23 protein-coding genes, 1 tRNA gene and 1 pseudogene are annotated in these 22,931 nt (G+C 61.2%); 14 read left to right on the top strand and 11 right to left on the bottom strand.

Translation table 11 applies throughout. From position 1 onward, the window contains the following. Nucleotides 1-17: 17 nt before the first annotated feature. Both miaB and NZ740_05825 read left to right on the top strand, forming a co-directional pair. Nucleotides 18-1,379 (top strand): tRNA (N6-isopentenyl adenosine(37)-C2)-methylthiotransferase MiaB, encoded by a 1,362-nt coding sequence (gene miaB / locus NZ740_05830; GenBank protein MCS6771527.1) that lies wholly within the window; start codon nucleotides 18-20, stop codon nucleotides 1,377-1,379. Nucleotide 1,380: 1 nt separating this feature from the next. Further along, entirely contained in the window at nucleotides 1,381-1,764 is a 384-nt protein-coding gene (locus NZ740_05825; protein MCS6771526.1) for a hypothetical protein, read from the top strand. A 119-nt stretch (nucleotides 1,765-1,883) separates the two neighbouring features. Here the strand turns inward: NZ740_05825 and NZ740_05820 are convergent, their stop codons facing one another. From NZ740_05820 to NZ740_05775, 10 genes are read right to left on the bottom strand one after another with little or no spacing between them, the layout of a single operon-like run. Next, nucleotides 1,884-3,071, bottom strand: coding sequence for a cell division FtsZ family protein (locus tag NZ740_05820; GenBank protein MCS6771525.1), 1,188 nt, complete (start codon nucleotides 3,069-3,071; stop codon nucleotides 1,884-1,886). Further along, nucleotides 3,071-4,276 (bottom strand): cell division protein FtsA, encoded by a 1,206-nt coding sequence (gene ftsA, locus NZ740_05815; protein MCS6771524.1) that lies wholly within the window; start codon nucleotides 4,274-4,276, stop codon nucleotides 3,071-3,073. The genes NZ740_05820 and ftsA overlap by 1 nt, the downstream gene beginning before the upstream one ends. A gap of 1 nt (nucleotide 4,277) precedes the next feature. Next, nucleotides 4,278-5,156: an FtsQ-type POTRA domain-containing protein gene (locus NZ740_05810; GenBank protein MCS6771523.1), complete on the bottom strand. Its 879-nt coding sequence runs from the start codon at nucleotides 5,154-5,156 to the stop codon at nucleotides 4,278-4,280. Nucleotides 5,157-5,169: 13 nt separating this feature from the next. Next, nucleotides 5,170-6,060 carry a D-alanine--D-alanine ligase gene (locus tag NZ740_05805; GenBank protein ID MCS6771522.1) on the bottom strand — a complete coding sequence of 297 codons (891 nt, stop codon included), beginning with the start codon at nucleotides 6,058-6,060 and terminating at the stop codon, nucleotides 5,170-5,172. Then, a complete protein-coding gene (murC, locus tag NZ740_05800; GenBank protein ID MCS6771521.1) occupies nucleotides 6,057-7,493 on the bottom strand; it encodes a UDP-N-acetylmuramate--L-alanine ligase in 1,437 nt (478 codons plus the stop codon). The genes NZ740_05805 and murC overlap by 4 nt, the downstream gene beginning before the upstream one ends. Further along, nucleotides 7,493-8,572 (bottom strand): undecaprenyldiphospho-muramoylpentapeptide beta-N-acetylglucosaminyltransferase, encoded by a 1,080-nt coding sequence (murG, locus tag NZ740_05795; GenBank protein MCS6771520.1) that lies wholly within the window; start codon nucleotides 8,570-8,572, stop codon nucleotides 7,493-7,495. The genes murC and murG overlap by 1 nt, the downstream gene beginning before the upstream one ends. After that, nucleotides 8,569-9,087, bottom strand: a complete 519-nt coding sequence (locus NZ740_05790; protein ID MCS6771519.1) for a methylated-DNA--[protein]-cysteine S-methyltransferase — start codon at nucleotides 9,085-9,087, stop codon at nucleotides 8,569-8,571. The genes murG and NZ740_05790 overlap by 4 nt, the downstream gene beginning before the upstream one ends. Before the next feature lie 2 nt (nucleotides 9,088-9,089). Beyond that, on the bottom strand, nucleotides 9,090-9,530 hold the full coding sequence (locus tag NZ740_05785) for a hypothetical protein (protein ID MCS6771518.1): 441 nt from the start codon (nucleotides 9,528-9,530) through the stop codon (nucleotides 9,090-9,092). Between the two features lie 3 nt (nucleotides 9,531-9,533). Beyond that, entirely contained in the window at nucleotides 9,534-10,277 is a 744-nt protein-coding gene (locus tag NZ740_05780) for a hypothetical protein (GenBank protein ID MCS6771517.1), read from the bottom strand. Between the two features lie 19 nt (nucleotides 10,278-10,296). Next, nucleotides 10,297-11,061 (bottom strand): LysM peptidoglycan-binding domain-containing protein, encoded by a 765-nt coding sequence (locus tag NZ740_05775; protein ID MCS6771516.1) that lies wholly within the window; start codon nucleotides 11,059-11,061, stop codon nucleotides 10,297-10,299. A gap of 191 nt (nucleotides 11,062-11,252) precedes the next feature. Here NZ740_05775 and NZ740_05770 point away from each other — a divergent pair. The 12 genes from NZ740_05770 (at nucleotide 11,253) to surE (ending at nucleotide 22,324) form a co-directional block, all read left to right on the top strand. Continuing rightward, nucleotides 11,253-11,328: transfer RNA gene (locus tag NZ740_05770), tRNA-Ala, on the top strand. Nucleotides 11,329-11,453: 125 nt separating this feature from the next. Next, complete coding sequence (locus NZ740_05765; GenBank protein ID MCS6771515.1) at nucleotides 11,454-12,638, top strand: terpene cyclase/mutase family protein; 1,185 nt, start codon at nucleotides 11,454-11,456, stop codon at nucleotides 12,636-12,638. A gap of 697 nt (nucleotides 12,639-13,335) precedes the next feature. After that, complete coding sequence (locus NZ740_05760; GenBank protein ID MCS6771514.1) at nucleotides 13,336-13,656, top strand: iron-sulfur cluster assembly accessory protein; 321 nt, start codon at nucleotides 13,336-13,338, stop codon at nucleotides 13,654-13,656. A gap of 3 nt (nucleotides 13,657-13,659) precedes the next feature. Next, nucleotides 13,660-13,881 (top strand): hypothetical protein, encoded by a 222-nt coding sequence (locus tag NZ740_05755; protein MCS6771513.1) that lies wholly within the window; start codon nucleotides 13,660-13,662, stop codon nucleotides 13,879-13,881. A gap of 182 nt (nucleotides 13,882-14,063) precedes the next feature. Then, complete coding sequence (locus tag NZ740_05750; protein MCS6771512.1) at nucleotides 14,064-15,359, top strand: nucleotide sugar dehydrogenase; 1,296 nt, start codon at nucleotides 14,064-14,066, stop codon at nucleotides 15,357-15,359. Between the two features lie 108 nt (nucleotides 15,360-15,467). After that, complete coding sequence (locus NZ740_05745; GenBank protein ID MCS6771511.1) at nucleotides 15,468-15,794, top strand: hypothetical protein; 327 nt, start codon at nucleotides 15,468-15,470, stop codon at nucleotides 15,792-15,794. Next, nucleotides 15,794-16,774, top strand: coding sequence for a magnesium transporter CorA family protein (locus NZ740_05740; GenBank protein MCS6771510.1), 981 nt, complete (start codon nucleotides 15,794-15,796; stop codon nucleotides 16,772-16,774). The genes NZ740_05745 and NZ740_05740 overlap by 1 nt, the downstream gene beginning before the upstream one ends. 22 nt (nucleotides 16,775-16,796) lie before the next feature. Continuing rightward, nucleotides 16,797-18,092, top strand: coding sequence for a PhoH family protein (locus NZ740_05735; GenBank protein MCS6771509.1), 1,296 nt, complete (start codon nucleotides 16,797-16,799; stop codon nucleotides 18,090-18,092). Then, nucleotides 18,089-19,027 carry a hypothetical protein gene (locus NZ740_05730; protein ID MCS6771508.1) on the top strand — a complete coding sequence of 313 codons (939 nt, stop codon included), beginning with the start codon at nucleotides 18,089-18,091 and terminating at the stop codon, nucleotides 19,025-19,027. The genes NZ740_05735 and NZ740_05730 overlap by 4 nt, the downstream gene beginning before the upstream one ends. Nucleotides 19,028-19,041: 14 nt before the next feature. Beyond that, a complete protein-coding gene (locus tag NZ740_05725; GenBank protein MCS6771507.1) occupies nucleotides 19,042-19,998 on the top strand; it encodes an endonuclease/exonuclease/phosphatase family protein in 957 nt (318 codons plus the stop codon). Nucleotides 19,999-20,002: 4 nt separating this feature from the next. Then, nucleotides 20,003-21,490 (top strand): sodium/solute symporter, encoded by a 1,488-nt coding sequence (locus tag NZ740_05720; GenBank protein ID MCS6771506.1) that lies wholly within the window; start codon nucleotides 20,003-20,005, stop codon nucleotides 21,488-21,490. A gap of 75 nt (nucleotides 21,491-21,565) precedes the next feature. Beyond that, entirely contained in the window at nucleotides 21,566-22,324 is a 759-nt protein-coding gene (surE, locus tag NZ740_05715; protein MCS6771505.1) for a 5'/3'-nucleotidase SurE, read from the top strand. Nucleotides 22,325-22,655: 331 nt separating this feature from the next. Here the strand turns inward: surE and NZ740_05710 are convergent. Further along, nucleotides 22,656-22,919 (bottom strand): annotated as a pseudogene (locus NZ740_05710) (RNA-binding protein). Between the last annotated feature and the right edge of the window lie 12 nt (nucleotides 22,920-22,931).

The following is a 22,931-nucleotide window of genomic DNA, read 5'->3' as shown; positions in this document are numbered from 1 at the left end:
GGTTACCCATCAGCGGAATGGCTCGCACCTATCACATCTGGACAATCGGCTGCCAGATGAACGAGGCGGATTCCCGCCGTCTCGCACAGCAGCTCGAGTTCGCCGGACTGAATCCGACCGAACGCGCCGAAGAGGCCGACGTGGTCGTGTTGAACACGTGCGTCATTCGCCAGCAGGCGGAGGACAAGGCGGTCGGCCGCCTCACTGCGCTGTCCGGCGTCAAGCGCGAGCGCCCCGGCATGACCATCGCCCTCATGGGGTGCATGGTCGGAATGAAGGAAGCTCCGGCCCTCAAGTCGCGATTCCCCTTCGTGGACGTATTCATGCCACCCTCGGAAACCGCCCCTCTACTCGATTTCCTTCAGAAGCGAGGCTGGTTCGACGATGTTCAGGTGGACGAAACCCGCGCCCGTGCCCTTCGCGACGCGATCCAGGACGAGGATCTTCCCCTCCCGCGGACGCAACGCGGCACAGTGACTGCCCACGTGCCTGTCGTTCTCGGCTGCTCCCATGCCTGCACCTTCTGTGTGATTCCCTATCGACGTGGAGCCGAACGGAGCCGCCCACCCGACGAGATCCTCGCCGAAGTTCGCTCCCTTGCCTCCCAAGGGATCCGCGAGGTGATGCTCCTCGGGCAGATCGTCGACCGCTACGGAATGGATTTGGGGGACGGCATCCGACTGAGCGGATTGCTGCGCCGAGTCGCCGCGGTGCCCGGGCTCCGCCGCGTTCGATTCCTCACCAGTCACCCGAACTACATGACGGACGACATCCTGCGCGCTGTGGCCGATTCGGACGTCATCTGCCCACAAATCGAAGTTCCGATCCAGGCGGGGAATGACGAGGTCCTCGAGCGAATGCGCCGGGGTTATACGGTTTCTCAGTACCTATCTCTGATCGACCGGATTCGCAGCATCGTCCCGGACGCCGCAATTCATACCGATATCATCGTGGGGTTCCCCGGAGAAACCCGGCGTCAGTTCGAGGATACTGTTCGCATCGTCCAGGAGGTTCGTTTCGACAAAGTGCATCTGTCCAAATACTCAGAACGTCCGAAGACCATCGCGGCACGGCGAATGCCGGACGACGTTCCCGAGGAGGAAAAAGAGGCCCGTTGGCGGGAATTAGATGCCGTGCAGGAAAAGATCCTCGAGGAAAAGATGCGGGCGTTTCGCGGGACCACCGTCTCCGTCCTCGTCGAGGATCGGCAGAAGGGCAAGTGGCGCGGTCGCACGCGGCATGGCAAGCTTGTCTTCTTTGATGATATGCGGGATCTCCGGGGCGAGGAGGTCGAGGTCCGAATCGATTGGACATCGCCCTATTCGATGATCGGAACTCCGGCCAAGTCCCCCCGCAACGTGCCCGTCTTCGCCGTATAAGATGTTTTACCCGCAACCCGCGCGAATCTCGGAGAAGCCCTCCCTCAAACCTTTGCTCTATTCGGCGGCCATCTTCCCCGGTGTCGGTCAATGGCTCCAACGCCGGATCGTCGCTTGCTGCGTCTATGGCGGTGCGGGCGCCGTAGCAACCCTCATATTCTTGAATGTATTGTGGCTAAAGGGCCCGGATGCCGTGCGTATTCTGGTGGATGCCTGGACCACGGGCGTTGATCCGGAAGAGGCCAGGGCGGTTTTCCTGCCGCTGGTCAAAAGTTCCGTCTTCCTCATCGCCGTCTACCTGGCGAACGTTTACGACACGTGGTACGCGTGGCGAAAAGCAATGATCGCGTGGAAAGCCTCCGCGCAGCAACCACGCGAAGGCTGACTGCTCATCCGGAATCGCCGGTCGTTTCCTTCCGGCGCGGCGCGGCCATCGATTGCTGAGCGAGCTGCTCCGCGGGTCATATCGGGGCTCGAAGCGAGCCGCTGCCAAAGGGTTTGTCGCTAGCCGGACGAAAGTTTTATCCCGCGCCGGATGAACGTGGGAATGTCGAGGTCCTCCCCGTTGATCATCGTCGGGGTCGTTTTGCCAAACGGACCCCGGTCCAATTGACGTTGATCCCCGAGGTTCAATTCGGGCTGGAGCGGACCCAAGTCACGGTCGGGTTCGGCAGCGTCCGAAGGACCCGTCGCCTGGTCCGTTCTCAACTCCCTCCACGCCTCCGCGGTCAGCACAGTGACTGAGATGCGGTTTCGACGCGATTCCTCGATAAACACCCCCACGGTCATGTGCGCATCCTCGCGCATTGACGATTGGATTTGGCCTACGATGCCCTGGTATGTTGACAAGGTGAGGTCGGGCCCGCCTGCGATGGCGACGAGGATGCCCTGAGCTTCCCGGATCAGCCGGCCGCCCTCCAACAACGGCGTGGTGAACAATTTCTGGAGCACGGCGGCGGCGCAACCCGGACCTTGCGCGTCCGCATGGCCGAAGGCAAGCGTTCCGCCGCTGCGCTCGGCCAATTCTTGGATGTCCGCAAAGGTGATGTTGATGATGCCCGTCCGGGACAGCAAATGCCAGATGGCATGGATGCCGTTCGCGAGGATCTCGTCCGACCGGGCGAAGGCCTCTTCCATCGGCGCTTCCGAACCGGCGAGGGCGATCAACCGGTCATTGGGCAGGGTGGCAACGGCCGCCCCATTGCGGCGAAGCTGCAGGACCCCCTCTTCCGCCACGCGGCGAATGCGATCCCCCTCAATCGAAAATGGCAACGCCACAAAAGCGTATACCAACAGCCCGAGGTCGCGCGCCGCCCTGGCAATCACTGGCATCGCGCCTGTGCCGGTGCCGCGCCCCATCGCGCCGACCATCAGGAGGAGGTCATGGCCGGAGAGAGCGTCCTTTATCAACGCTAGGCTTTCCTCGGCGGCGAGACGGCCCGCGACGACGTCACCTGCGGCGCCGAGGCCTCGGGTCGCCTTCTCCCCGATCAAGAGGGTGCGGGGCGCCCCGCATGTGGCGAGCGCGCGGGCGTCGCTGTTGATGGCGATCAGACCGGGCCCCTCCGTCCATCGTTCGGCCATGAGGGCAACGGCATTACATCCGGCCCCGCCAACGCCCGCCACAAGGATTCGACCCGCGTCTCGCGCGTCGGCGGAGGCAAACAACATTCCGTTTCCGCGCAACGCCATCAACGTCCTCCCCAAATGGAGCCGAACCAATTCTGAAGCCAGCCCCGGCGACTCTGCCGCGATGAGCGCAGGGCATAGCGGAGCAGGCCAATCGTGCTGGCATATTCCGGCCCATCCGTCGCAACGGCCAGGCCGCTCACGTCCCGGGGGCGTCCCTGTCGGCACGGCAGATTGAACACTTTTTCGGCCAGGTCGAGGATGTCCCTGAGATAGCTGCCGCCGCCGGTCAGAACAATCCCGCGACCAAGATACGGGAGCAGATTCTTGCGCTCCAGTTCGTCACGCACTAGCGACAGCGTTTCCTCCGCGCGCGCATTCGTGATGGCCTGAAGATCGCCCAGCCGTACATACCGCCCCCGTGAGGCCGCCTCATGGCCAAGCTCGACATGTTGTGCCCGGCGCTGCAGGTCAATAACGGCGCTCCCGTAATCCTCTTTGAGGCGCTCGGCCTGGGCGAGCGTAATTTTCAGCCCGCAGGCAAGGTCGTAGGTGACATGATCGCCCCCCACGGCAAAGGCCCCGGCCGCCGCGATCATCTGCCCCGCGTAAGCGACATAATTCGTGCTGCCGCCGCCCAGCTCAATGACCGCGGCGCCCTGCTGTTTCTCCTCCTGAGACAACACGGCCAGCGCAGCGCACAACCCCGAGGCCGCGACATCCTGCACATCTACCCCCGCGGTTTTCGCAACCTTCACGAGATTGCGCAGCCATGTCCGCGATGCGTGCAGGATGAGCATGTCGACCGCCAGCTTGGTGCCCTCGAGGCCCTCGGGATTGATAATCCCCCGCTGGCTATCCACCTCGAAATGCTGGCAGATCGAATGCAAAACCTCATATTCGCCCTGCAGGTTGACAGCGCGGGCCGTCTCCATCACGTGCTCGATGTCCTCGCGGGAGACTTCGCCCTCGGTCAGCGGAATACTGCCGCGATTGACAATGGCGCGGATGTTCGCCCCGGACGCCAGCAGGCACACCTGTTTGATTCCCACGTCCGCATTCGACTCCGCTGCGGCAAGGGCGTCCCGCGCGCATTCGACAGCAGCGTCGAAATCGATGATCTCGCTTTTCCGAATGCCCCGGGAGGGGCACTCGCCGACCCCGAGGACCATCAAATGCTGGTCCTCGCGGGCCTCGCCGACCACCGCGCGCGTTTTGGTTGTGCCCAGTTCCAGGGCCACCACGATGGGCTGTTCGCGAAACGGCATGTTAGCGCGCCCTCGCCTCCACGATGGGCCGCGTGCGAACCGGAAAGTTCCGGTCGACCGTCAAATCGGCTGTTTCGATCTCCAAACCCAGCTCCCGGTGTGTCAGGATCAGATCGGCCAGTTTCTCGAGGCGCCACTCCAACTTGTCGCGGCCGAGCAGGATGCGCGCGCCCGATGCCAGCGCCACGTCGAGATAGTCAGGGTGCCTGACGTTGACTGCCTGGATTCGGAGCAACGGCCCCAGCTTGGACTGCTCGCAAATTTCAAGCAGGCGAATAGCGTCGAGCGTTTTCGGATCGGTGAGGACGCTGCCGGGCGACAGGCCCGTCTCCGACACACCGGAAATGATCGGCAGCCCGCGCCCGACGCCGGGACCGAGAATGAAGCCCTCCCGATCCACGCCGGTTGGCGCCCCGGCAGCGCCTTCGGCCACGCGCGCCAAGGGGATTCGTTCCCGCACGCGTATCGAAAGCGTATCCGGCAGAATACGGCGGACCTCGACCGACCGGACTCGAGGCGTTCGCTCGATGTTCCGCGCGATCTGTCGAATGTCGACCGCAAATAAATTCTGCCCCTCGGACACGCCAGCGTATTCTCGCAGATGCGTGATGGGCAGGGTGCCGTCCGTGGAAATGTCAATCTGTCGGATCCGATAGCGCTCATTTCGGGCGAAGAGATGATCTCCGGCAACGGACAAACCCGCGTAGGCCGCCCATCCCGTGACGAGCAGCGCAAGGCACAGGATCGTGAGCGCCGCGGTCTTCTGGACGCGTTCGCGGCCCTTCGCCGATCCGCCGCGGGCGTTGACGGCCAGGACACTCTCGCGTCCCCGCGATCGGCGGACGTTCGAACTGGAAGCGGATTTGCGAAACAGCGACATCCCTGGAGGTTCGTCAGCAGCGGGCAAGATTCAGGATCTTGTCACAGAGGGCGGCAAACTCAAGACCGGCGGCGCGGGCCGCCTTCGGCAGCAGGCTGGTTTCGGTGAAGCCGGGAATCGTGTTCATTTCCAGTACATAGGGCTCGCCTTCCGGCGTCAAACGGATGTCTACGCGGCCCATCCCTCGGCAACCCATCGCGGTAAACGTGCGCCATGCCAGTTCCTGGCAACGGCGCGTTTCTGCCGGCGAGATCGGCGCGGGCACGAGGTACTCCGTCAAACCCTTCGTGTATTTGGCGCGGTAGTCGTAGCAGCCGTCCGGAGCCCGAATTTCCACCACGGGCAGCACCTGATCATCCACGATGCCCACCGTCAATTCCCTGCCTGGAATAAAGGCTTCTACTAACACCTCGGTATCGTGAGCGAGGGCCGTCTCCATTGCCGACTCCCAGTCGCTCTCTTGCATCACGCGACTCAGCCCGATGCTCGACCCTTGGCGCGGCGGCTTTACAACCACGGGCAGCTTAAGGGTCCGCCGACCGCCGCGTCTGAGGACCTCGTACCGCGCCGTCGAAATCGCGTGCCGCTCGAAGAGCCGTTTGCTGAGGATCTTGTCGAACGCCAGACGACTGGCCTCCGATCCGGAGCCGGTGTAGGGGATGCCGCGCGCCTCGAGAATCGATTGCACGCCGCCATCTTCGCCAAACTCGCCATGGAGTGCGATAAACACCGCGTCGATCCCCTCCGGCAGCTCCAGCGTGCGGTCCCGAACGTCCACATCCGCCACCTCGTATCCGAGGCTGCGAAGGGCCGCGGAGACGGCGCGTCCAGAGGCGAGCGAGACCTCTCGCTCCGAGGAAGGCCCTCCCATCAACACGGCCACACGCTGAAATTTTCGGTTCATGTCGTTTTCCATTCGCCGGCGGCCCACATGGCAATTTTCTCGACATCGCCAGCGCCGACCACAAGGAGCACATCTCCGTCGCGCCAGTTGTGTCGAATCCGGTCCCATGCATCAAGCAGTGATTCGGCAATTTCCACAGGTCGACCCCGCGCCACAAAATGCTCGGCCAGATCGATGTGCGAACCTCCCGGCATGGGCGGCTCGCTCGCTGCATAGACCGGCGCCAGAATGACGCGTTCGACACCTTCGAATGCGTCGGGAAACAGCGACCCCAGCAGGGCTGTCCTCGTGTATCGGTGCGGCTGGAAAACAGCCACGAGCCTGCGAGGAGCAAACCCCAACTGCGCCTGCGCGACCAGCGCTCGGATTTCGGTGGGGTGATGCGCGTAATCGGAAACGATTGTCGCCCTCGCAGTGTCCAGCATCACCTCGAAGCGACGCCGCACGGCCGAAAATGAGGACAGCGCCCGGATGGCGGAGGCCGGATCAATTCCCAACGACATCGACGCGCCAATCGCGCCGAGCGCATTCAGCACGTTGGTGCGCCCTGGGACGCGCAGGGCCATCGAGCCGATGCGCCGGCCGCCGGCGAAAATCTCAGCCGCCGACCCCAAACCACGGCATTCCACGCGCTCAGCGCGGAGTTCGGCGCCCGGCTCAAAACCATAGCTTCTCGGCCGGCCGGCGCGTTCGGCGGCGCGCACGGCACCCGGATCGTCCCGACAAAACCAGGTCTCGCCACGAACCCGCGCCGCGAACGCTCCGAAGCAAGCGTCGAGAGAAGCCTCGTCTTCAAAAAAATCCGCGTGATCCATTTCCACGTTTGTGATCACGGCGTGCTCGCATTCGTACAGCACGAGCGTGCCATCGCTTTCATCCGCCTCGAAGACCAGTGGCGCGCCAGGAGCGTGGTCGGCAACAGTGCCGTCGGCGTCGATCTCGCCGCCGACCGCAAAGCTTACGGAGCCCTGCACTTGCCGAAGGATGTGCACGAGCATCGCCGTCGTCGTTGTTTTGCCATGCGTGCCGGATACGCCGACCGCCTTGCAGGATCGCACCAGCGCCGCCAAAACCTCGCCGCGGTCGAAGCACGGCCGGCCGGCAGCCGCCGCGGCCTGCCATTCCGAGTGGCTCTCGGAGACAGCCGGACTTCGCACGAGAAACTGTTCGTTGCCAGAGATGTGCTCCGGGTCGTGACCATGAAGGACTTCGATGCCTCGTTTGCGCAGGAATCCCGCAATCCGCGCCGAGGGACTTGCATCGCAGCCGCTGACGACGTGCCCCCGTCCCCGCAGCAATACGGCCAGGCCCGCCATCCCGACGCCGCAGATGCCGAGAAGGTGGACGGGGCCGGGCACAGCCGCAAGAATTCGGCACGCGCGTTCGTAGGCGGGCGCCAACCGATCCCATCGGGGTGGAGAGCGATCCGCCATTACGCTGCACATCGCTCCACCAGATCGGCTAGCGCAGCTGTAGCCTTGTGTTGCGCCCGTGCGCGCGCGGCCCGACTCATCGCTTCGCGTTTGGCCGGATCGCGCAGACGTGCCAGCAGATATTCCTGCAGCCAGCCCGGCGCAAGGTCAGCGTCCGCCACCATGTCAGCGGCGCCCAACTTGACCATCGCCTGCGCGTTGGCAGTTTGATGGTCAGCCACGGCGTGGGGATAAGGCACCAGCAGGGCGGGCAATCCAAAAAGCGAAAGCTCCGCGCAGGTAGCCGCCCCTGCGCGGCAAATCGCGAAGTCGGCTTCGGAGTAGATTCGGGCCATGTCCGTTGTAAATCCGAGCACCTCCGCGTTCAACCCGGACCGGTCGTAGAAGCTGCGCGCTTCCGACTCACGGCCGCGCCCCGTGATATGAATGATGCGGATTGAGGGGATCTCCCGCGCCACGGCCGCCAAGGCGGGGGGCGCCATCTCGTTCAGCCGCTTCGCCCCGCCGCTGCCCCCCATCACCAGTACCGTCGCGCGATCGCCGTTGAACGATCGCGGCGGCAGCGACCGCGCGGCTTCGATCAGTTCGGCGCGAAGCGGCATGCCCGTCAGAACAAGATTTGCCCGCCTGAGGTAGAAGGTGGAAGCCTCAAATGAGATCGCCACCGCGGCAGCGCGTGGGGCGAGGAAGCGGATCGCGCGACCCGGCACGACGTTCGATTCGTGAAGAACCGCCGGCACGCCCAGGGACCTTGCGGCTAGTACCGGTCCGACCGAGGCGTAACTGCCCATCGCGAGCACAACATCCGGCCGGTCTTTCGCCATGACAAAACGACCGGCCGCCGCCGCGCGGAGCAGAGACCACGCCGCGCGGATCGACCCAACGCCCGGTCGGGAATCGAAACCGCTGGCCCGAAGCCGCACGACAGGTCCGGCCCAGCCCGCGACCGCCTCCGATTCGCCCGATTTCCCTGCAAGCCAGAGCGTGACTCGGTGCCCGCGGCGCACGAGCTCCTGAGCCGTCGCAAGCCCAGGGAAGATATGCCCTCCCGTCCCCCCACACGCCACGGCGATGTTCATATGGCCCGCTCTGCCTTCAGCAGCCACATTTTCCACCCCAGCCCTGCGGAAAACCCGCCCGGCGAGCGATCTGCCGCGCAAACACGATGGCACGGCACAATCAGCGGCAACGGATTGCGCGCGCAAATCTGGCCCGCCGCGCGCGCAGCCCCGGGACGACCGGCCCGGCGTGCAAGTTCGGCATAGGAGATGGTTGTCCCCATCGGGATGGCGAGCATCGCGGCCCGACAGGCTTTTGCGAACGGGGTTAATCCGTCATCAGCGAGGGTAGGAATAGCATCGACGGTTTTTCCGCGCAGCGCGGCTCGGATCATTTTCTCACCCGCACGCAGGACAGATCGGTCTGCCGGCGAGGCTGACGACCAGCTTGAGGCCAGCACGCGCGGCGCCTTAGAGCGTGGTCGTTGCTGCAACGGCAACACGCAGCGGGCCAATCGCCCCTGGCTCGCCACCAAGCGGATCGGTCCCCAGGTCGTGTGGATCGTCAACAGGCTTTCCCCGCGGCCGTCCGCCATGTCTAAAAGACCAGGCTGTAAACGAGGTACGCGAGCAGCAGCGCGACGAGAAGCAGGAAAAGGGCCTTGTTGCGAAGAACGCGCCGTTCGCGCTCCAGCGGGCGCGAATGGACGAAGGTGCCGCTGGCGAAATAGCGCAGGAAACGAGCGTCACCCACCGGATTCGTCGTCCGCCCCATCGGCGGAACGGTGGCCTGAGATTCTTCGCGCGTCGGAGAGTTCGATTGCGGTTCCGGTCGATCGGCCGTGGGCGCACTCCCTCTCGCGGATATCTGAACCGGCCCCGTGACGAATGGCGTCGGCAAGAGGTCGTCCACTCGGCCTCGCTCGATTTTTCGGAGGCGACGGCTGACCTCCTTGATGTGTTGCCGGATGCGCCGCTCTTCTTCCTCAACTTCGCGCAGGCGCCGCTCCAGCGCGTTTTCGCGATTTGGGAAGAGCATGGCTCAGTAGTACCCGCTGATCCTCGCGAACAGAAACAGGAGGCCGACCAAAAGGATGGCTGCAGTGAGCGGCAGCGTAAATGCCAGACCCACCTTCAGCCAGTACAGGAAGCTCTTTTCATCCTCTGCGTCGCCCGACCGATCCTCGAGGATCACCGTTGGCTTGCCGGATGCAGCCGCGGCTTCCGGCTTGACGGCCTCAATTTTGGCCATGGTCTTGCTGTACTCGAGACGGGCCTGTTCCAGAATGCCGAGACTTTTTGCCAACTCCTCACGAATCCGATCTTCCGGCCAGACCTCCTCCTTGAGCTGCTCAACCTCCGCGAGCAGCTCTTTGAATCGGACTCTCGCGTCCGCCAGCAACTCGACAGTACGCTGCGCGTCAATCTCCTTGCGTTCGAGCGCGACGAGACTCCGCTTGAGGGTTTCGGTCATCTCCCGTTTGCCACGCTCATATTCGTCCTGTCGCCGACGCAGCTCCTCCAGTTCGCGCTTTTCTTGCTCCAACTGCTCCTGCCGTTTGCGAAGCCGCTCGAGTTCCTGCGCGGCTATGGCCGCATGCGTATCCACCTCCTTACGGTGCCGCGCCATGCGGGTGAGATTCAGATCCGAAACCGGCCGCGCGGGAAGTTCACTCCCCTCATGAGAACCTAGCCCAGAGGGATCATCGCCGGTCCCAGACCTGCCCCGCCTTGACACGTCGCGCTGGCGGATCAGGTCATCATCGAAAAAATCAGTTCCGGACATGGTCGGCTCCCTTTCTTGCCTACCGCGCGGCCGCCCTCGGAATGATCAGCGTCTGCCCCACCTTGATGCTTTGCGGACCGCCGGGCAGCGACGCACGGTTGGCTTCATAGATGATCTGCCATTTTTTGGAATCGCCGTAAACTTTTGCCGCGATTCGCGAGAGCGTATCCCCGGGCTGGACCGTATAGGTCGTGGCGGGCTGTGCCGAGCCGGGCGCTGATGCGGGCGGCTGAACGGCCGGGCCTGGCGCCGGGGGCGGAGGCGCCGGGATAGCTGCAGAGGCCGGACCTGCCGTAGTCGGGGATGACGCGGTTTGGACGCGCGGCGGCGGAGAGGCCGCAGCGGTGAGCCGGGAAATTTCCGCGCGCAGGGCGGCATTCTCCGCTTCGAGCATCCGGATCCGCCTTACCGCGCCATTCGGCTGTTCCGGCAACGTTGTCGCGAAGGAAAGCCGGGCCTGTTCTAAAAGGCCCTCGACGAGGTCCCGATCCTTGGAGTCAGGGCGCAGCTCGAGAAAGCGTTGATAATGGTAGGCGGCGCGCAGGTAATCGTTGCGGTCGTGATCGTAAATCCATCCGAGCTCGAGGTGGGCGCGTGCAGAACGGGGCCTCTTCTCGATCGCGTAAAGGTACGCCTCGATCGCACCGTCGATATCCCCAGCGTTCTTTTTGGCCTGCGCGCGGCGCAAGAGGGGGTCCCGCTCCTCGCGCTGTTCGCGGATAGACCCGGGCCCGCAACCAGCGATCAACGCCATGGCGAACCAGGCGACGAAATAAAAACTCACGCGCATGCCTCCCGATAGCACGAGCCCCGAAATCCGTCAATCGTTCCGCATCATAGGCGGCTCGCGCCGGTTTGCAGCCCTGGTCTGACTCGCACCCTTCGCCAGCTAGAATGAACCCCGCGAGGTACTCTATCGTTCAATCATTGACGCACCTATGCTGATTTCGATACAGATGTCGGGCAACCCGTTTTGGGGGGTTAGCTCAGTTGGTAGAGCGCGTGAATGGCATTCACGAGGTCGGGAGTTCGACTCTCCTACCCTCCACCAATCGGGGCAGCGCGGATCAGCACATCGCCGTTCCCATCGACTTTGCATTTGCCATTTCGGCGTTTCCTCAGGTCGAGATTGCCGATACTCTGGAGAATCAAAATTTTTAAACCGGAGACCGTGTCATGAAAATCAGCATTGCCTGTCTGGCGCTTGCATCCGCGTCGATCGCGACTGCCGATGAGTCGCCCATCCTTCTCCGCACACTGCAGCCTGCGGCCGGCGTTTCCGAATCACTGGCTCGGGAAGCGATCTCGGCGCGGGACCGCGCGGTCCGTTGGCTGATTCGCCAGCAGGCCCCCGAGGGATACTGGTCAAACCCGGATTTCCCGGCACTGACTGCGCTTCCCGTCTGGGCGCTGGTGCGCCACGGCGCGAGGTCTGAACCCGCGGTAGAGCGCGGCGTCCAATACATCTTGTCCTGCGTCAATGAAAATGGCTCGATTTGCAAGACGCCCCGCGAGGAACGGCGGGGCGGCGGGTTGTGCAACTACAACACTGCAATCGCCATGGTTGCGCTGTATGAGGTCGGCCGGGAAGACCTGATACCGGTGGTACAGCGCGCGCGCCAATTCATCGCCGGGACCCAGCACTTTGGGGATGACATTTACTATGGTGGGATGGGATATGATGAAGCCACGGGGCGGCCCTACGCGGACCTATCGAACTCTTATATCGCCTACGAGGCCATGCGGCTGACCGAGCGGGTCGAAGAACTCCGTCGGCAAGGTGAGGCCCGAGCGGACCTGAACTGGGAGGCGGCTCGCCGATTCATCGAACGCGTGCAGAATCGCCCTGAGTCGAACGACCAGCCGTGGGCTAGCGACGACCCGGCCGAATACGGGGGGTTCGCTTACAAGCCGGATTCAAGCATGGCAGGTAGCTACACGAACGAAGCAGGACAGGTGCGCCTCCGGTCCTATGGCAGCATGACGTACGCCGGATTGTTGAGCTTCATTTACGCGCAGGTCGATAAATCCGACCCCCGCGTGCAAAGTGCCTTCGAATGGGCACTCAAGTATTGGAATCTCGATGAAAACCCGGGGATGGGCCAGCAGGGTCTTTACTATTACTATCAAACCCTGGCCAAGGCTCTTGCCATCATGAACCAGGATGTACTGCATCTTGCCGATTCACGCCGCATCAATTGGCGCGAAGAACTGATCAAGAAATTGGTCAGCTTGCAGCGGATCGAACCCGATGGATCCGGTTACTGGAAAAATGATGAAGGGCGCTGGTGGGAGGCTGACCCCGTACTAGTGACTTCGTATTGCTTGCTGGCGCTGGACATGGCGTTGCCGCAGAAATGATCAGCGCGTTCAAATCTCGATTCCGAACCGCCTTTGTCTGACGATCACCGGCTGTTCCAGAGGATAAGGATTCAAAGCCCCTCTCTCACGGCGTCCCGACCACCACCAGTCACAACCCTCTAGAAACACATCCTTTCCGTACGAACGGCTGCGATGGCGATGCCGTAGCCCGCCCATCCATAACCTCTACATAAACTGGATGGGAAGGCGCCGCCCGATCCTAAATATCTGGAAAGTCGGTTCCCACCCCGGCCCATTTCCCATCCTAAGGGTCGGATTCAACGCCGATCGTTCTCGGCTATTGTTGAATTGTGCCCTAACTTCTCGATGGTGAGACGCCTTCAACGGCGTCCGCAAATCCAATACGCGACGTCGCCGGTGGAACGGCACCCTCGAAGATAGATTGGCGCGGGTAGAACCGCGCCCTCCACCTCACCCCCTTTGGAAGATCGGGTTCCACCCCGACCGCATTTCGAGGGAGCGTTACAGCTATCCCGATATTGGCCTCATTTGCCCGTTCCAATCCCTGCGCGAAGTTCTCCCAGCGCACGGGCCTCCCTCCGTTGCCTATTCGTCGTCTCTACAGAGTTAGAAAGGGGAAATTTTCAAAGGGTAATGACGAAGTCCCGAACGCCAGCTTGACATACTTGAAATGGCGACGTAATCTGTCGGCAATTGGTTGGAGAGCAAAAGGGATATGGCGATTTACATCAGCGACAAGGCAAAAGCCGAACTGATCAAGCTCGAGGCAACCGGCCCAAATTTTCTGCGCATTTCGGTTGTGGCCGGCGGTTGCTCGGGAATGACGTATTCCGCCTGCATCGACAACACGCTTTCCGATACAGACCAAATTTTGTTTGAAGAAAACGGCCTCCGAGTTGTGGCCGACCCGCACAGCGCGATGTTTCTAGACGGTCTACAGATCGATTACTCCGACGATCTGATTGCGTCCGGTTTTCGGTTCAAGAATCCCAGGGCAGTCAAGGCCTGCGGGTGTGGCGCGAGCTTTTCGGTTTAGCGCATGGCGGTCAAACCGATCGAGCTGCTCGGCGGCGAATCTGTTTACTGCATCAATCAGAGCCAGCTCAAAAGTGCGTTCCGCCTCGCTTTTGAAGATCCGGAATCCTCGCCACGCATCCAGTCGGAACTTGCGGCGCTCGAATCCAAGCTCAATCGGAATGAGCGGGCGGCTCTCGCGTTTGTGATCATCGATCGTCTACTCAAAAGCAGTCCCGCCAATTAGGGTTTCCCCATCGGGTCGGCGCCGGTGCGCTGAGAATTCCCGGGCGGATCATGTCCTGGCATGCGGAAAGGCTGACGGCCAATCTCCTTCGATAATTTCCATTCTCTGTAAAAATTGCTTCAGCCGTTTTCCATCGTCTGTAAATTACAGGCCCTGCGCAATCACCAGTGGAGAACAATTCTATGCCGAAAAAAAACGCCTCGGACCGGGAGATCGTAGGAATTGTTGGCCTCGGGTATGTGGGAATCCCGCTTGCGATCGCCTTTTCGAAGATCACGGAGGTCGTCGGGTATGACATTCGGGACGTGCGGGTTGAGGAGTTGCGGTCGGGCCGCGACCATACCGGCGAGGCCGACCCGAAAGACCTCAAGCATCCAAACCTGACGTTCACAAGCGACCCGCACGACCTGGCTCGTTGCACGACGATTATCGTCGCGGTCCCAACGCCCGTGAATCTGGCAAAGGAGCCGGACCTGGATCCCTTGATCCACTCGTCGGAGATGATCGGCAAGGTGATGCGGCGCGGCACCATGGTCGTATATGAAAGCACGGTCTATCCCGGCGTGACGGAAGAAATCTGTCTGCCGATTCTAGAGAAGTATTCCGGGCTGAAGCTGGGCGAGTTTGACCTCGCCTACTCTCCGGAGCGCGTGAATCCAGGCGACAAAGAGCACACAGTTTCGAACGTGGTCAAAGTCGTCAGCGGCCACAACGAAAAAGCGTTAAAGCGATGCGCAGCTCTTTACCGCCAGATTGTGAAGGCGGGCCTGCACCTGGCCTCGAACATCAAGACGGCTGAAGCCGCGAAGGTTATCGAGAACGTGCAGCGCGATCTCAACATCGCGCTGATGAACGAGCTGTCGAAGATTTTCGCGCGAATGGGCATAGACACCTATGAGGTAATCGAGGCGGCCTCAACGAAGTGGAATTTCCACAAATATCACCCCGGTCTGGTCGGCGGCCACTGCATCGGGGTGGATCCGTATTATCTGACGCACCGTGCGCTGATGCTGGGCTATCACCCCGAGGTTATTCTCGCCGGCAGGCGCATCAACGATTCGATGGGCCCATATGTCGGGGAATTGTGCATCCGGGAAATGGTGGCCGCAGGGCGGCTGCCCAAGGAGGCGAATGTCTGGGTGCTCGGAATGACGTTCAAGGAAAATGTGCCAGATTTCCGCAACACCAAGGCGGAGGACGTCGTGACCTATCTCCGCGGGTTCGGCTGCCACGTTACCGCCTGGGAACCTCTCGGAACCCCGGAAATTCTCAAGCGAAAATTCAATCTGGAAACGACGACTCCGGAGCAGGCACGCGATATTGACGCCATCGTAGTGATCAACAAGCACAACGCCTTCAAAAAACTGAAGCTGAAAGATCTTCGTGCGGTCTGCAGGACACCTGTCCTTGTAGACATTAAGAAGTTTTTCTCTCGAGACCAGGCGGTCAAACTTGGATTTCGATACGTCTCGCTTTAGGCCGGCGGAAACGCTCATCGAGAGAAGCCAGATAGCTTGGGGCCTTTCCGACCGCAGGCGTGCCTTGGGAGGCCGAAGTATTCTGGAGAGATGATCGGTTGGTCTTCCATGAAGAGGCAGGTTGCGGGGTGGCTGCTCCTGGGTCTCGGTGCGCTCGGCCTGTTGATTCCCTTCATCCCCGGATCGCTTCTCATTGCGGTCGGCGCACTGCTCCTGGCGCCCCATGTGCGACCGTTCCGGCGTATGTCCGCCTGGTTCCACAAGCGATTTCCCCACCTGCGACGGCCGATGCGCCGATTCCGGCCCTTCAAAAAAGCAAACCGCTATTTCACGGTCGCGGTGGAGCCGGAGCAGGAGGAAAAAGACCTTGCCAAGCAATCGGTTGCAAAGCAGTCTGAAGGTGACGTCCAATCTCAACCGCAACTCCGCGACTGATGATCCGGTCATTCGTTTTCAGCAACGGCAAGCTCGTCGCCCAGGACCCTGGTTTGGACTTTATCCGGGTCATGCTGATCGAAGAAGACGCGCAAATCTGGATCGACATGGAGCAATCGACGCCGGAAGAAAACCGGCTTCTCCTCGAGGAGGTTTTCAATTTCCACCCTCTTGCAATCGAGGACTGCGTATCGGTTTCTGAACAGCCCAAGGTCGAGGAATACGAGGGCTATTTATTTCTGGTGATGCACGCGGTCGATTACGTGGCTTCGGAGCATCGGTTTGAGACTCACGAGCTCAACATCTTTATCGGCAAAAATTTTCTCGTCTCTTACCATGATCGCCCGCTTCGCAGTGTCGCGCAGACCATCGACCGCGTGATGAAAAATGCGGCGGCCGTCGCGCGCGCTCCGGACCGGCTCACCTACACACTTCTGGACTTTCTGCTCGACAGCTACAATCCCGCCATCGAGCGGCTTTCGATGGAAATCGCAGAAATGGAGAGGAATCTCCTAAAAACCAGCGGCGACGATTTCCTGCTGCACGTATTGAGGCTAAAGGCGGAAGTGGCGCGGCTTCGGTCGATCCTGAGTCCGCAGCGCGATGTCATCGGGCGGATCGCGCGGGGCGAGTTCAAGATCATCCGGTCACACCTCTTGCCCTATTTCCGCGACCTCCACGACACACTCGTTCGGCTGGGGCACCAGGCCGATTCCTATCGCGATTCGCTTACGAACCTGATGACCCTCCAGATCAACGCCCAGCAGAACGAGATCAACAAGGTTGTGAAGGTCCTGACCGTCCTGGCCACGCTTGCGCTGCCGATCATCGTGATCACCAGTTTTTACGGCATGAATTTGCAGCACTATCCAAACGAAGAATCGCACGACTGGAAGGGAGCGTATGTGTATATATTTGTGCTCAATGCGATTTTGACGGGAATTATCTACGTCATTCTTCGTTTCAAACGGTGGATGTAGCGATCGGAGGCGCACGCCCCGCATGAAGAAAAACTTCATTCTCGACACCAACGTTCTTCTACACGAGGCCACTGCCATCCAGCGGTTCAAGGACAACAATGTCATCATCCCGCTAAAGGTCATTGAGGAAATCGACCATTTCAAAAAAGACCAGACGGAGCTGGGCCGAAACGCCCGTCATGTTTCGCGCCTCCTCGATGAGCTGCGGCAATACGGCAAGCTCAACAAGGGCGTCGACCTTCCGGGAGGTGGCCAGTTGCGGATCGCCTTCCCGGGTCCGACGTACAAAAACGGCCTGTCGGCTGATGACCAGATTCTGGAACTGGCGATGCAACTGTCGAAACAGGAGCCGCTTCCCTGCATTGTAGTTACGAAGGACATCAACCTCCGGCTCAAGGCCGATGCGCTCGGGCTGGACGCGGAGGATTACGAGAGCGACAGGGTGGACATCTCCGAGCTGTACACCGGCCACACGGAGCTGACCGTCCCGGCCGATGTGCTCGAGGCGTTCCGACGCGACGGGAAGGTCGACCCGCCAGCACAAGCCGCGCTCTCACCCAATGAGTACGTCATGTTGCGGTCTGAGGCGGATGCGAATCACACCGTCCTGGTTCGATTCGACGGCGAAACGAAATCTCTCGTGCCGCTGATTCCCAGTCCCGATGAGATCAAACCGGTCCAGCCCCGAAACAAGGAGCAGCACTATGCGATCGACGCGCTGCTCAATGACAACATCAAGGTTGTGACCATCATCGGCAAGGCGGGCACTGGCAAAACGCTGTTGGCGGTGGCCGCTGCGGTCTATAAGACGCTACACGAAAAACGCTATCGTCGAATGCTGATCTGCCGACCCACCGTACCGATGGGGAAGGACATCGGCTATCTGCCCGGCACTGTGGAGGAGAAACTGAATCCGTGGATGCAGCCGATCTACGACGCGCTGGATTTCCTATCCACCGGCGGCCGAATCTGGAAACGCAGCCGCGACGGACTCGCCCGAGACGACGACGACCGCGTTGGGATCGAGCCGCTGACCTACATCCGGGGTCGCAGCATTCCTAACCAATACATCGTCGTGGACGAGGCACAAAACCTGACGCCGCTGGAGGCCAAGACGGTCCTCACGCGCGTGGGACCCGGCACCAAAATCGTGCTGACCGGCGATATCTATCAGATCGACAATCCGTTTCTCGACAGCATGTCCAACGGCCTGACTTCGATTGTTGAAAAATTCCGCCCCTACAACGTGGCGGCGCATATCGTCCTCGGCCGAGGGGTTCGTTCGGAAGTGGCCGAACTTGCCGCAAACCTCTTGTGACGTCGCGCGCCCAGCCGCGGGCCGCCGCGGCCACGCGGTGGATGGCCCTCCTTGCCGCGCCGGTGGCCGTCGCAGGCCTCGCCGTCTGGTGGCCGATGCTCGATGCGAACGCCCCGCACTGGGCCCGATGGATTTCACCGCTGATCTCCAGCGCGTCGGCGGTCGTCTGGATAGCCGTCGCCTGGCGCACCGCCCGCCAGTGGCTCCGCCTGCTGATGGCGACTATCACAGTGGGCTGCTTGTCGGCATTTGTAAGGGATACGGCGCTGCTCACTCGTTCAGGATCCTCACCCCGCGGCCATGCCTTGAGGATCGTCCAATGGGCCCTTGACCCGGGAATAGAAAATCCGGCGCTGCTTAGCGAGATGGAGCGCGAGCTTCCGCATGCGGTCGTGCTTTATTACCCGCCCTTATGGATCCGCGAGCGAGCGGCACAACGGGGCGGCATCCGAGAGCTTCGCCTGCGATTTCGCCATGGCGGAAAATCCATGCTGATCCTGTCTCGCTTCCCGATCGAACGGCTGCCGGTGCCCGAGGCCGTGGCGGACCGATGGCTTTTTTGTCGAATCTTCGACCCAGCAGGCACGTATCATCTGCTCGCTATTGAGCAGACGGCGCCACCCCAAAAAACGGACATGGCAGTGCTTCTGCAATTCATTTCAAGCAATCGACCCCTGGTGCTTGCCGCAGGCGGAATTCGCGATCGGACCGATGCCATTTGGCGACCTCTCCGGCGCGACCTCACCCCGGTCTTTGAACGAGGCGGGTTCGGACTCCCCTATTCGTCGCCCTCTTGGTTCCCGATGTATTCGCGATATCATCTGTGGGCCACGGATGAGTTCGCCGTTTATAACGCAGGATATCGCTGGTCGCGCTATGCCCCGCATCTTCGTCATTTTGCCATCCTTCGACATCCAGCTCCTTTGAACCGCTGAAGGCCCCGTCATCCATGAAAGCGGCCGCCAGGATCGTCACCATCAGCCTCCGAACGGTTCGCCGCTTTCTGTTTCCCCTTGCCAGTTGCGCCTGGCTCGCCGGCTGGATTCTCAATGAGCAACCGCCGCCTTGGCTCTGGCTCTATTTCATTCCGGCGCCGCTCATCGCCGCATGGGGCCTGTTGGAGATCCTCATCCACATCCGACGCGCGTCCATCCATCGCAAACTTTTTCTCATCGCGATGACCGGGGCCGCCATGGTGCGAACGGCCGTGATCGATGCCCGCTGGAACCGACCTCAGAAGCCACCCGACGATGCGCTCCGGATTGTCCACTGGAATATCGCGCGCGCCCACGCGGGTATCGTCCCCGTTCTCCAAACAATCGCGCCGTACCGTCCGGACGTGGTGATGCTGTCCGAGGCCCGAAATGTAATCGACCTACCGTTTTACTCAAAGCGTGAGCTGGGCCTGCCCTTCGCGCGCTCCGGCGACGGCATGGCTCTCCTTTCGAGATATTCCTTCTTCACCCTTCCCTCCGTCCCAATCGAGAACGGCTGGGCATGGGCCGTCCGCCTACAGACTCCTCAGGGGGAGCTCGATGTCGTCTGCGCGGACATCGTCAGCCACCCACTCATCGACCGGACCGCGTCGCTGGCCCCTTTGGCGAAATGGCTTGAGGAGAGGAAGGATCCGACGCCGCTGGTGCTTATGGGAGATTTCAACACGCCCCGAGACGCCCGAGCCTTCCGACCTTTCCGCAGGCATCTCGTTCACGCTTTTGAATCCGCGGGGCAGGGATGGCCCTACACCTGGCCCCTGCCCATCCCTCTCTATTCGATCGACCATGCGTGGATTTCCACGAATATCGTCATCCACCGCTACCGGCTGCGCGACTCCCCCCTCAGCGACCATCGGCGGCAGTTGTTCGAAATTTCGCTGGACGCAAAATCCGCCTCCGTGCGGGAATGAACGCATGAATGCGACGGCCGGTTTCAGCCCGCTGAATTACACCATACTGGCGACCTACCTGCTCGGGATGATCGTGGTGGGCATCCGATTTGCCCGAAGGCAGCGAAATACGGAGGATTACTTCCTTGCCGGCCGGAGGATGCCGTGGCTCGTCGTGGGCATGAGCATGTATGCCTCGCTGACCAGCGCGATCACCTTCATGGCGCTTCCTGCGACGGCCTATCACGAAAACATCTCGTTTCTGGTCGTCAGCCTCGTGAGCCCGTTGGTCGCTCCGTTTCTGGTCGTGTTGTTCTATCCGTTTTACCACCGCCTACGCGTCACCACTTCGTATGAATACATCGACGCCCGTTTCGGACGGGCGGCGCGGTTTTGTGTCTCGGGTCTCTTCGTCTTGGCCCGGCTCGGCTGGCTAGGAACCGTGATTTACGCCCCGGCTCTTGCGCTCTCGACGGTCACAGGCATTTCCCTGACGCTCTGCCTTGTCGCGATGGGGTTACTGGCAACCATCTACACGACGCTCGGCGGTCTCGCCGCCGATATTTGGACAGACGTGGTTCAATTCGTGATCATGGTCGGCGGCGTATTCTGGCTGATCGCGACCCTGGTGAGCCGCGTGCCGGGTGGGGCGGAGTCGATCCTGGCGACCGCGGCCGAGACTGGCCGGCTGCACGTGCTCAACTGGAAATTTGATCTGTACTCCATGAGCGGGATCGTGGTCGGCCTGACGTACTTTTTCAAACTGATGCAGGATTATGGGACGGACCAGACAACGGTGCAGCGGATGATGGCGGTGCCGACGATGCGGGGAATCGCGCGGGCAATCTTTTTCAACGCCGCCGTCGATTTCGCGATCATTTCATCGCTCCTTTTCGTGGGTCTCGGATTATTCGCCTACCATCAAGCCTTCCCCGACCGATTGCCCGACCATCTAGCGCGAGACCAAATCCTGCCGTATTACATCATCCACGCCCTGCCGGACGGCGTTTCGGGCCTTCTGATCACCGCGCTCTTCGCCGCGGCCATGTCGAGCGTGGATTCCGGCATCAGTTGCATCTCGACAGTGCTGGTCAATGATTTCATCCGTCCTCTTCGCAAACGAGAACGCGGAGAATCGGCGGACCTAAAGCTCGCGCGCGCGCTGACCTTCGCGCTGGGTGTTTTGGCGACTGCGGTCTCGTTTTACATCGCGAGTTTCGGGCACCTGATCAAGGCCTACACGAGCCTCATCAGCCTCTTCAATGCGCCGATCCTCGCTTTGTTTTTGCTGGGCATGCTGAGTAGGCGAGCCCGGTTCGAGCCATGGGTCGCCGGCGCCGCCCTCGCGGTGGCCGCCAATTTGTTCCTGCAACACCGGACGGCAATCCATTGGATCTATTATTTCCCCTGTTCGCTGATGATAACCCTATTGGTCGGCTACGCCGGAAGCCGCCTGATGCCGGCGCCGATCTTGAAACCGGGGCTGACCGTCTGGGACCGGAAAAACGGATAATGTGCCGGACCGGGCGCATGGGCTGAAGATATTTTCCCGCTTGTTCGAAATTCGCTGCCCGTGCAGATTCGCGGCATGATCATTTTGGTCAGCAACGATGATGGAATTTTCGCGCCCGGCATCGGAGCGCTGTATCAGGCTGTCCGCGACCTCGGCGAGGTGCACGTCGTCGCCCCGCACGCCGAGCAGAGCGCAGTGGGTCATGCGATCACGCTGTACAACCCTATCAAGTGCAAGCCGGTCGAACGAGACGGCCATTTTTTCGGCTACGCGGTTGGCGGAACGCCGGCCGATTGCGTCAAGCTCGCCGTCTATGCCCTGCTGCCACGACGGCCGGACCTCGTGGTCAGTGGAATCAATCTCGGTCCGAACGCCGGGATCAGCGTGATTTATTCTGGAACCGTATCCGCCGCCACGGAGGGCACCATCATTGGGATTCCCAGCGTCGCCATCTCCCTCGCCACCTTCACCAATCCCATCTGGGACACGCCGGCACGCGTCGCTCGCGACCTCGTGCCCAAGATCGCCAAACGCGGCCTTCCGCCCGAAACTCTGTTGAACGTCAACGTACCGAACATCCCTTTTGAACAGTTGAAAGGATATCGCGTGACCCGCATGGGCCGCTCACGCTTTGTCGAAGTTTTCCATCGTCGGACTGATCCGCGAAACAACGTGTATTACTGGATGGATGGAGATATGGAACTGCTCGGGGACGGACGCGGAACGGACATTCGCGCTCTGGAAGAGGGATTCGTCTCTCTCACGCCGCTGTGGTTTGACCTGACACACCACGAAGTCCTCGAGGATTTCCGCTCTGCTTGGGAGGAATGTTAGTTCGCAGCGGCCGGTCCGAACCGTATTGTAGCCACTTGCAGTATCGTCCCTGAACAGGAAACCAGACAACAACCCTCTCTGATCTTTGGCATCGGGATCGGGAGAAGTCTCGTTTCCAATAACAGCACTCCCCTAGCGGGCGCGGCCGAAGGTGCAATGAGCAGCTAATGCGGGCCGCGCCGCCCGGCAACGGGAACCAAGATCCCTAGCAGAACGTAAATTAGTAATTGTTGCGGAATCCGCGTTCGCCGCGGAACCCACCGCGATGGCCGCCGCGTTCGTTGCGAGCAAAGCGATCCTGGCGATCAGGCCGGCTCTGTTGCCAATCCCTGCGCTCGCGCCGAGGGCGTTCCTCACGAGGCTGAGCCTCGTTGACGCGAAGCGCGCGGCCGTTCATCTGCTTTTCATTGAGCGCCGCAATGGCAGCGAGAGCCTCCTCGCGGTTCGGCATTTCGACGAAGCCAAACCCACGCGATTTCCCCGTAAATTTGTCCAAGATGACACTGGCCGATGTCACCGTTCCATGGGCCTCAAACGCGGCCCGCAGGTCCATGTCCGTCGCACTGTACGGCAGATTTCCTACGAATATGTTCACTACTTTCCTTGC

The sequence above is a fragment of the Kiritimatiellia bacterium genome (genome assembly GCA_025054615.1).
Classification (GTDB): Bacteria; Verrucomicrobiota; Kiritimatiellia; order CAIVKH01; family CAIVKH01; genus JANWZO01.
This window is presented reverse-complemented; position numbering and strand designations above follow the sequence as displayed.

Coding starts and splice junctions, on each gene's coding strand:
- NZ740_05825 (MCS6771526.1), top strand. CDS start 1,381: ATGTTTTACCCGCAACCCGCGCGAATCTCGGAGAAGCCCTCCCTCAAA.
- NZ740_05725 (MCS6771507.1), top strand. CDS start 19,042: ATGAAAGCGGCCGCCAGGATCGTCACCATCAGCCTCCGAACGGTTCGC.
- murG (MCS6771520.1), bottom strand. CDS start 8,572: ATGAACATCGCCGTGGCGTGTGGGGGGACGGGAGGGCATATCTTCCCT.
- NZ740_05720 (MCS6771506.1), top strand. CDS start 20,003: ATGAATGCGACGGCCGGTTTCAGCCCGCTGAATTACACCATACTGGCG.
- NZ740_05780 (MCS6771517.1), bottom strand. CDS start 10,277: ATGTCCGGAACTGATTTTTTCGATGATGACCTGATCCGCCAGCGCGAC.
- surE (MCS6771505.1), top strand. CDS start 21,566: ATGATCATTTTGGTCAGCAACGATGATGGAATTTTCGCGCCCGGCATC.
- NZ740_05750 (MCS6771512.1), top strand. CDS start 14,064: ATGCCGAAAAAAAACGCCTCGGACCGGGAGATCGTAGGAATTGTTGGC.
- NZ740_05735 (MCS6771509.1), top strand. CDS start 16,797: ATGAAGAAAAACTTCATTCTCGACACCAACGTTCTTCTACACGAGGCC.
- NZ740_05785 (MCS6771518.1), bottom strand. CDS start 9,530: ATGCTCTTCCCAAATCGCGAAAACGCGCTGGAGCGGCGCCTGCGCGAA.
- NZ740_05810 (MCS6771523.1), bottom strand. CDS start 5,156: ATGTCGCTGTTTCGCAAATCCGCTTCCAGTTCGAACGTCCGCCGATCG.
- ftsA (MCS6771524.1), bottom strand. CDS start 4,276: ATGCCGTTTCGCGAACAGCCCATCGTGGTGGCCCTGGAACTGGGCACA.
- NZ740_05760 (MCS6771514.1), top strand. CDS start 13,336: ATGGCGATTTACATCAGCGACAAGGCAAAAGCCGAACTGATCAAGCTC.
- NZ740_05755 (MCS6771513.1), top strand. CDS start 13,660: ATGGCGGTCAAACCGATCGAGCTGCTCGGCGGCGAATCTGTTTACTGC.
- NZ740_05805 (MCS6771522.1), bottom strand. CDS start 6,060: ATGAACCGAAAATTTCAGCGTGTGGCCGTGTTGATGGGAGGGCCTTCC.
- NZ740_05740 (MCS6771510.1), top strand. CDS start 15,794: ATGATCCGGTCATTCGTTTTCAGCAACGGCAAGCTCGTCGCCCAGGAC.
- miaB (MCS6771527.1), top strand. CDS start 18: ATGGCTCGCACCTATCACATCTGGACAATCGGCTGCCAGATGAACGAG.
- NZ740_05820 (MCS6771525.1), bottom strand. CDS start 3,071: ATGGCGTTGCGCGGAAACGGAATGTTGTTTGCCTCCGCCGACGCGCGA.
- NZ740_05790 (MCS6771519.1), bottom strand. CDS start 9,087: ATGGCGGACGGCCGCGGGGAAAGCCTGTTGACGATCCACACGACCTGG.
- NZ740_05745 (MCS6771511.1), top strand. CDS start 15,468: ATGAAGAGGCAGGTTGCGGGGTGGCTGCTCCTGGGTCTCGGTGCGCTC.
- NZ740_05765 (MCS6771515.1), top strand. CDS start 11,454: ATGAAAATCAGCATTGCCTGTCTGGCGCTTGCATCCGCGTCGATCGCG.
- murC (MCS6771521.1), bottom strand. CDS start 7,493: ATGGCGGATCGCTCTCCACCCCGATGGGATCGGTTGGCGCCCGCCTAC.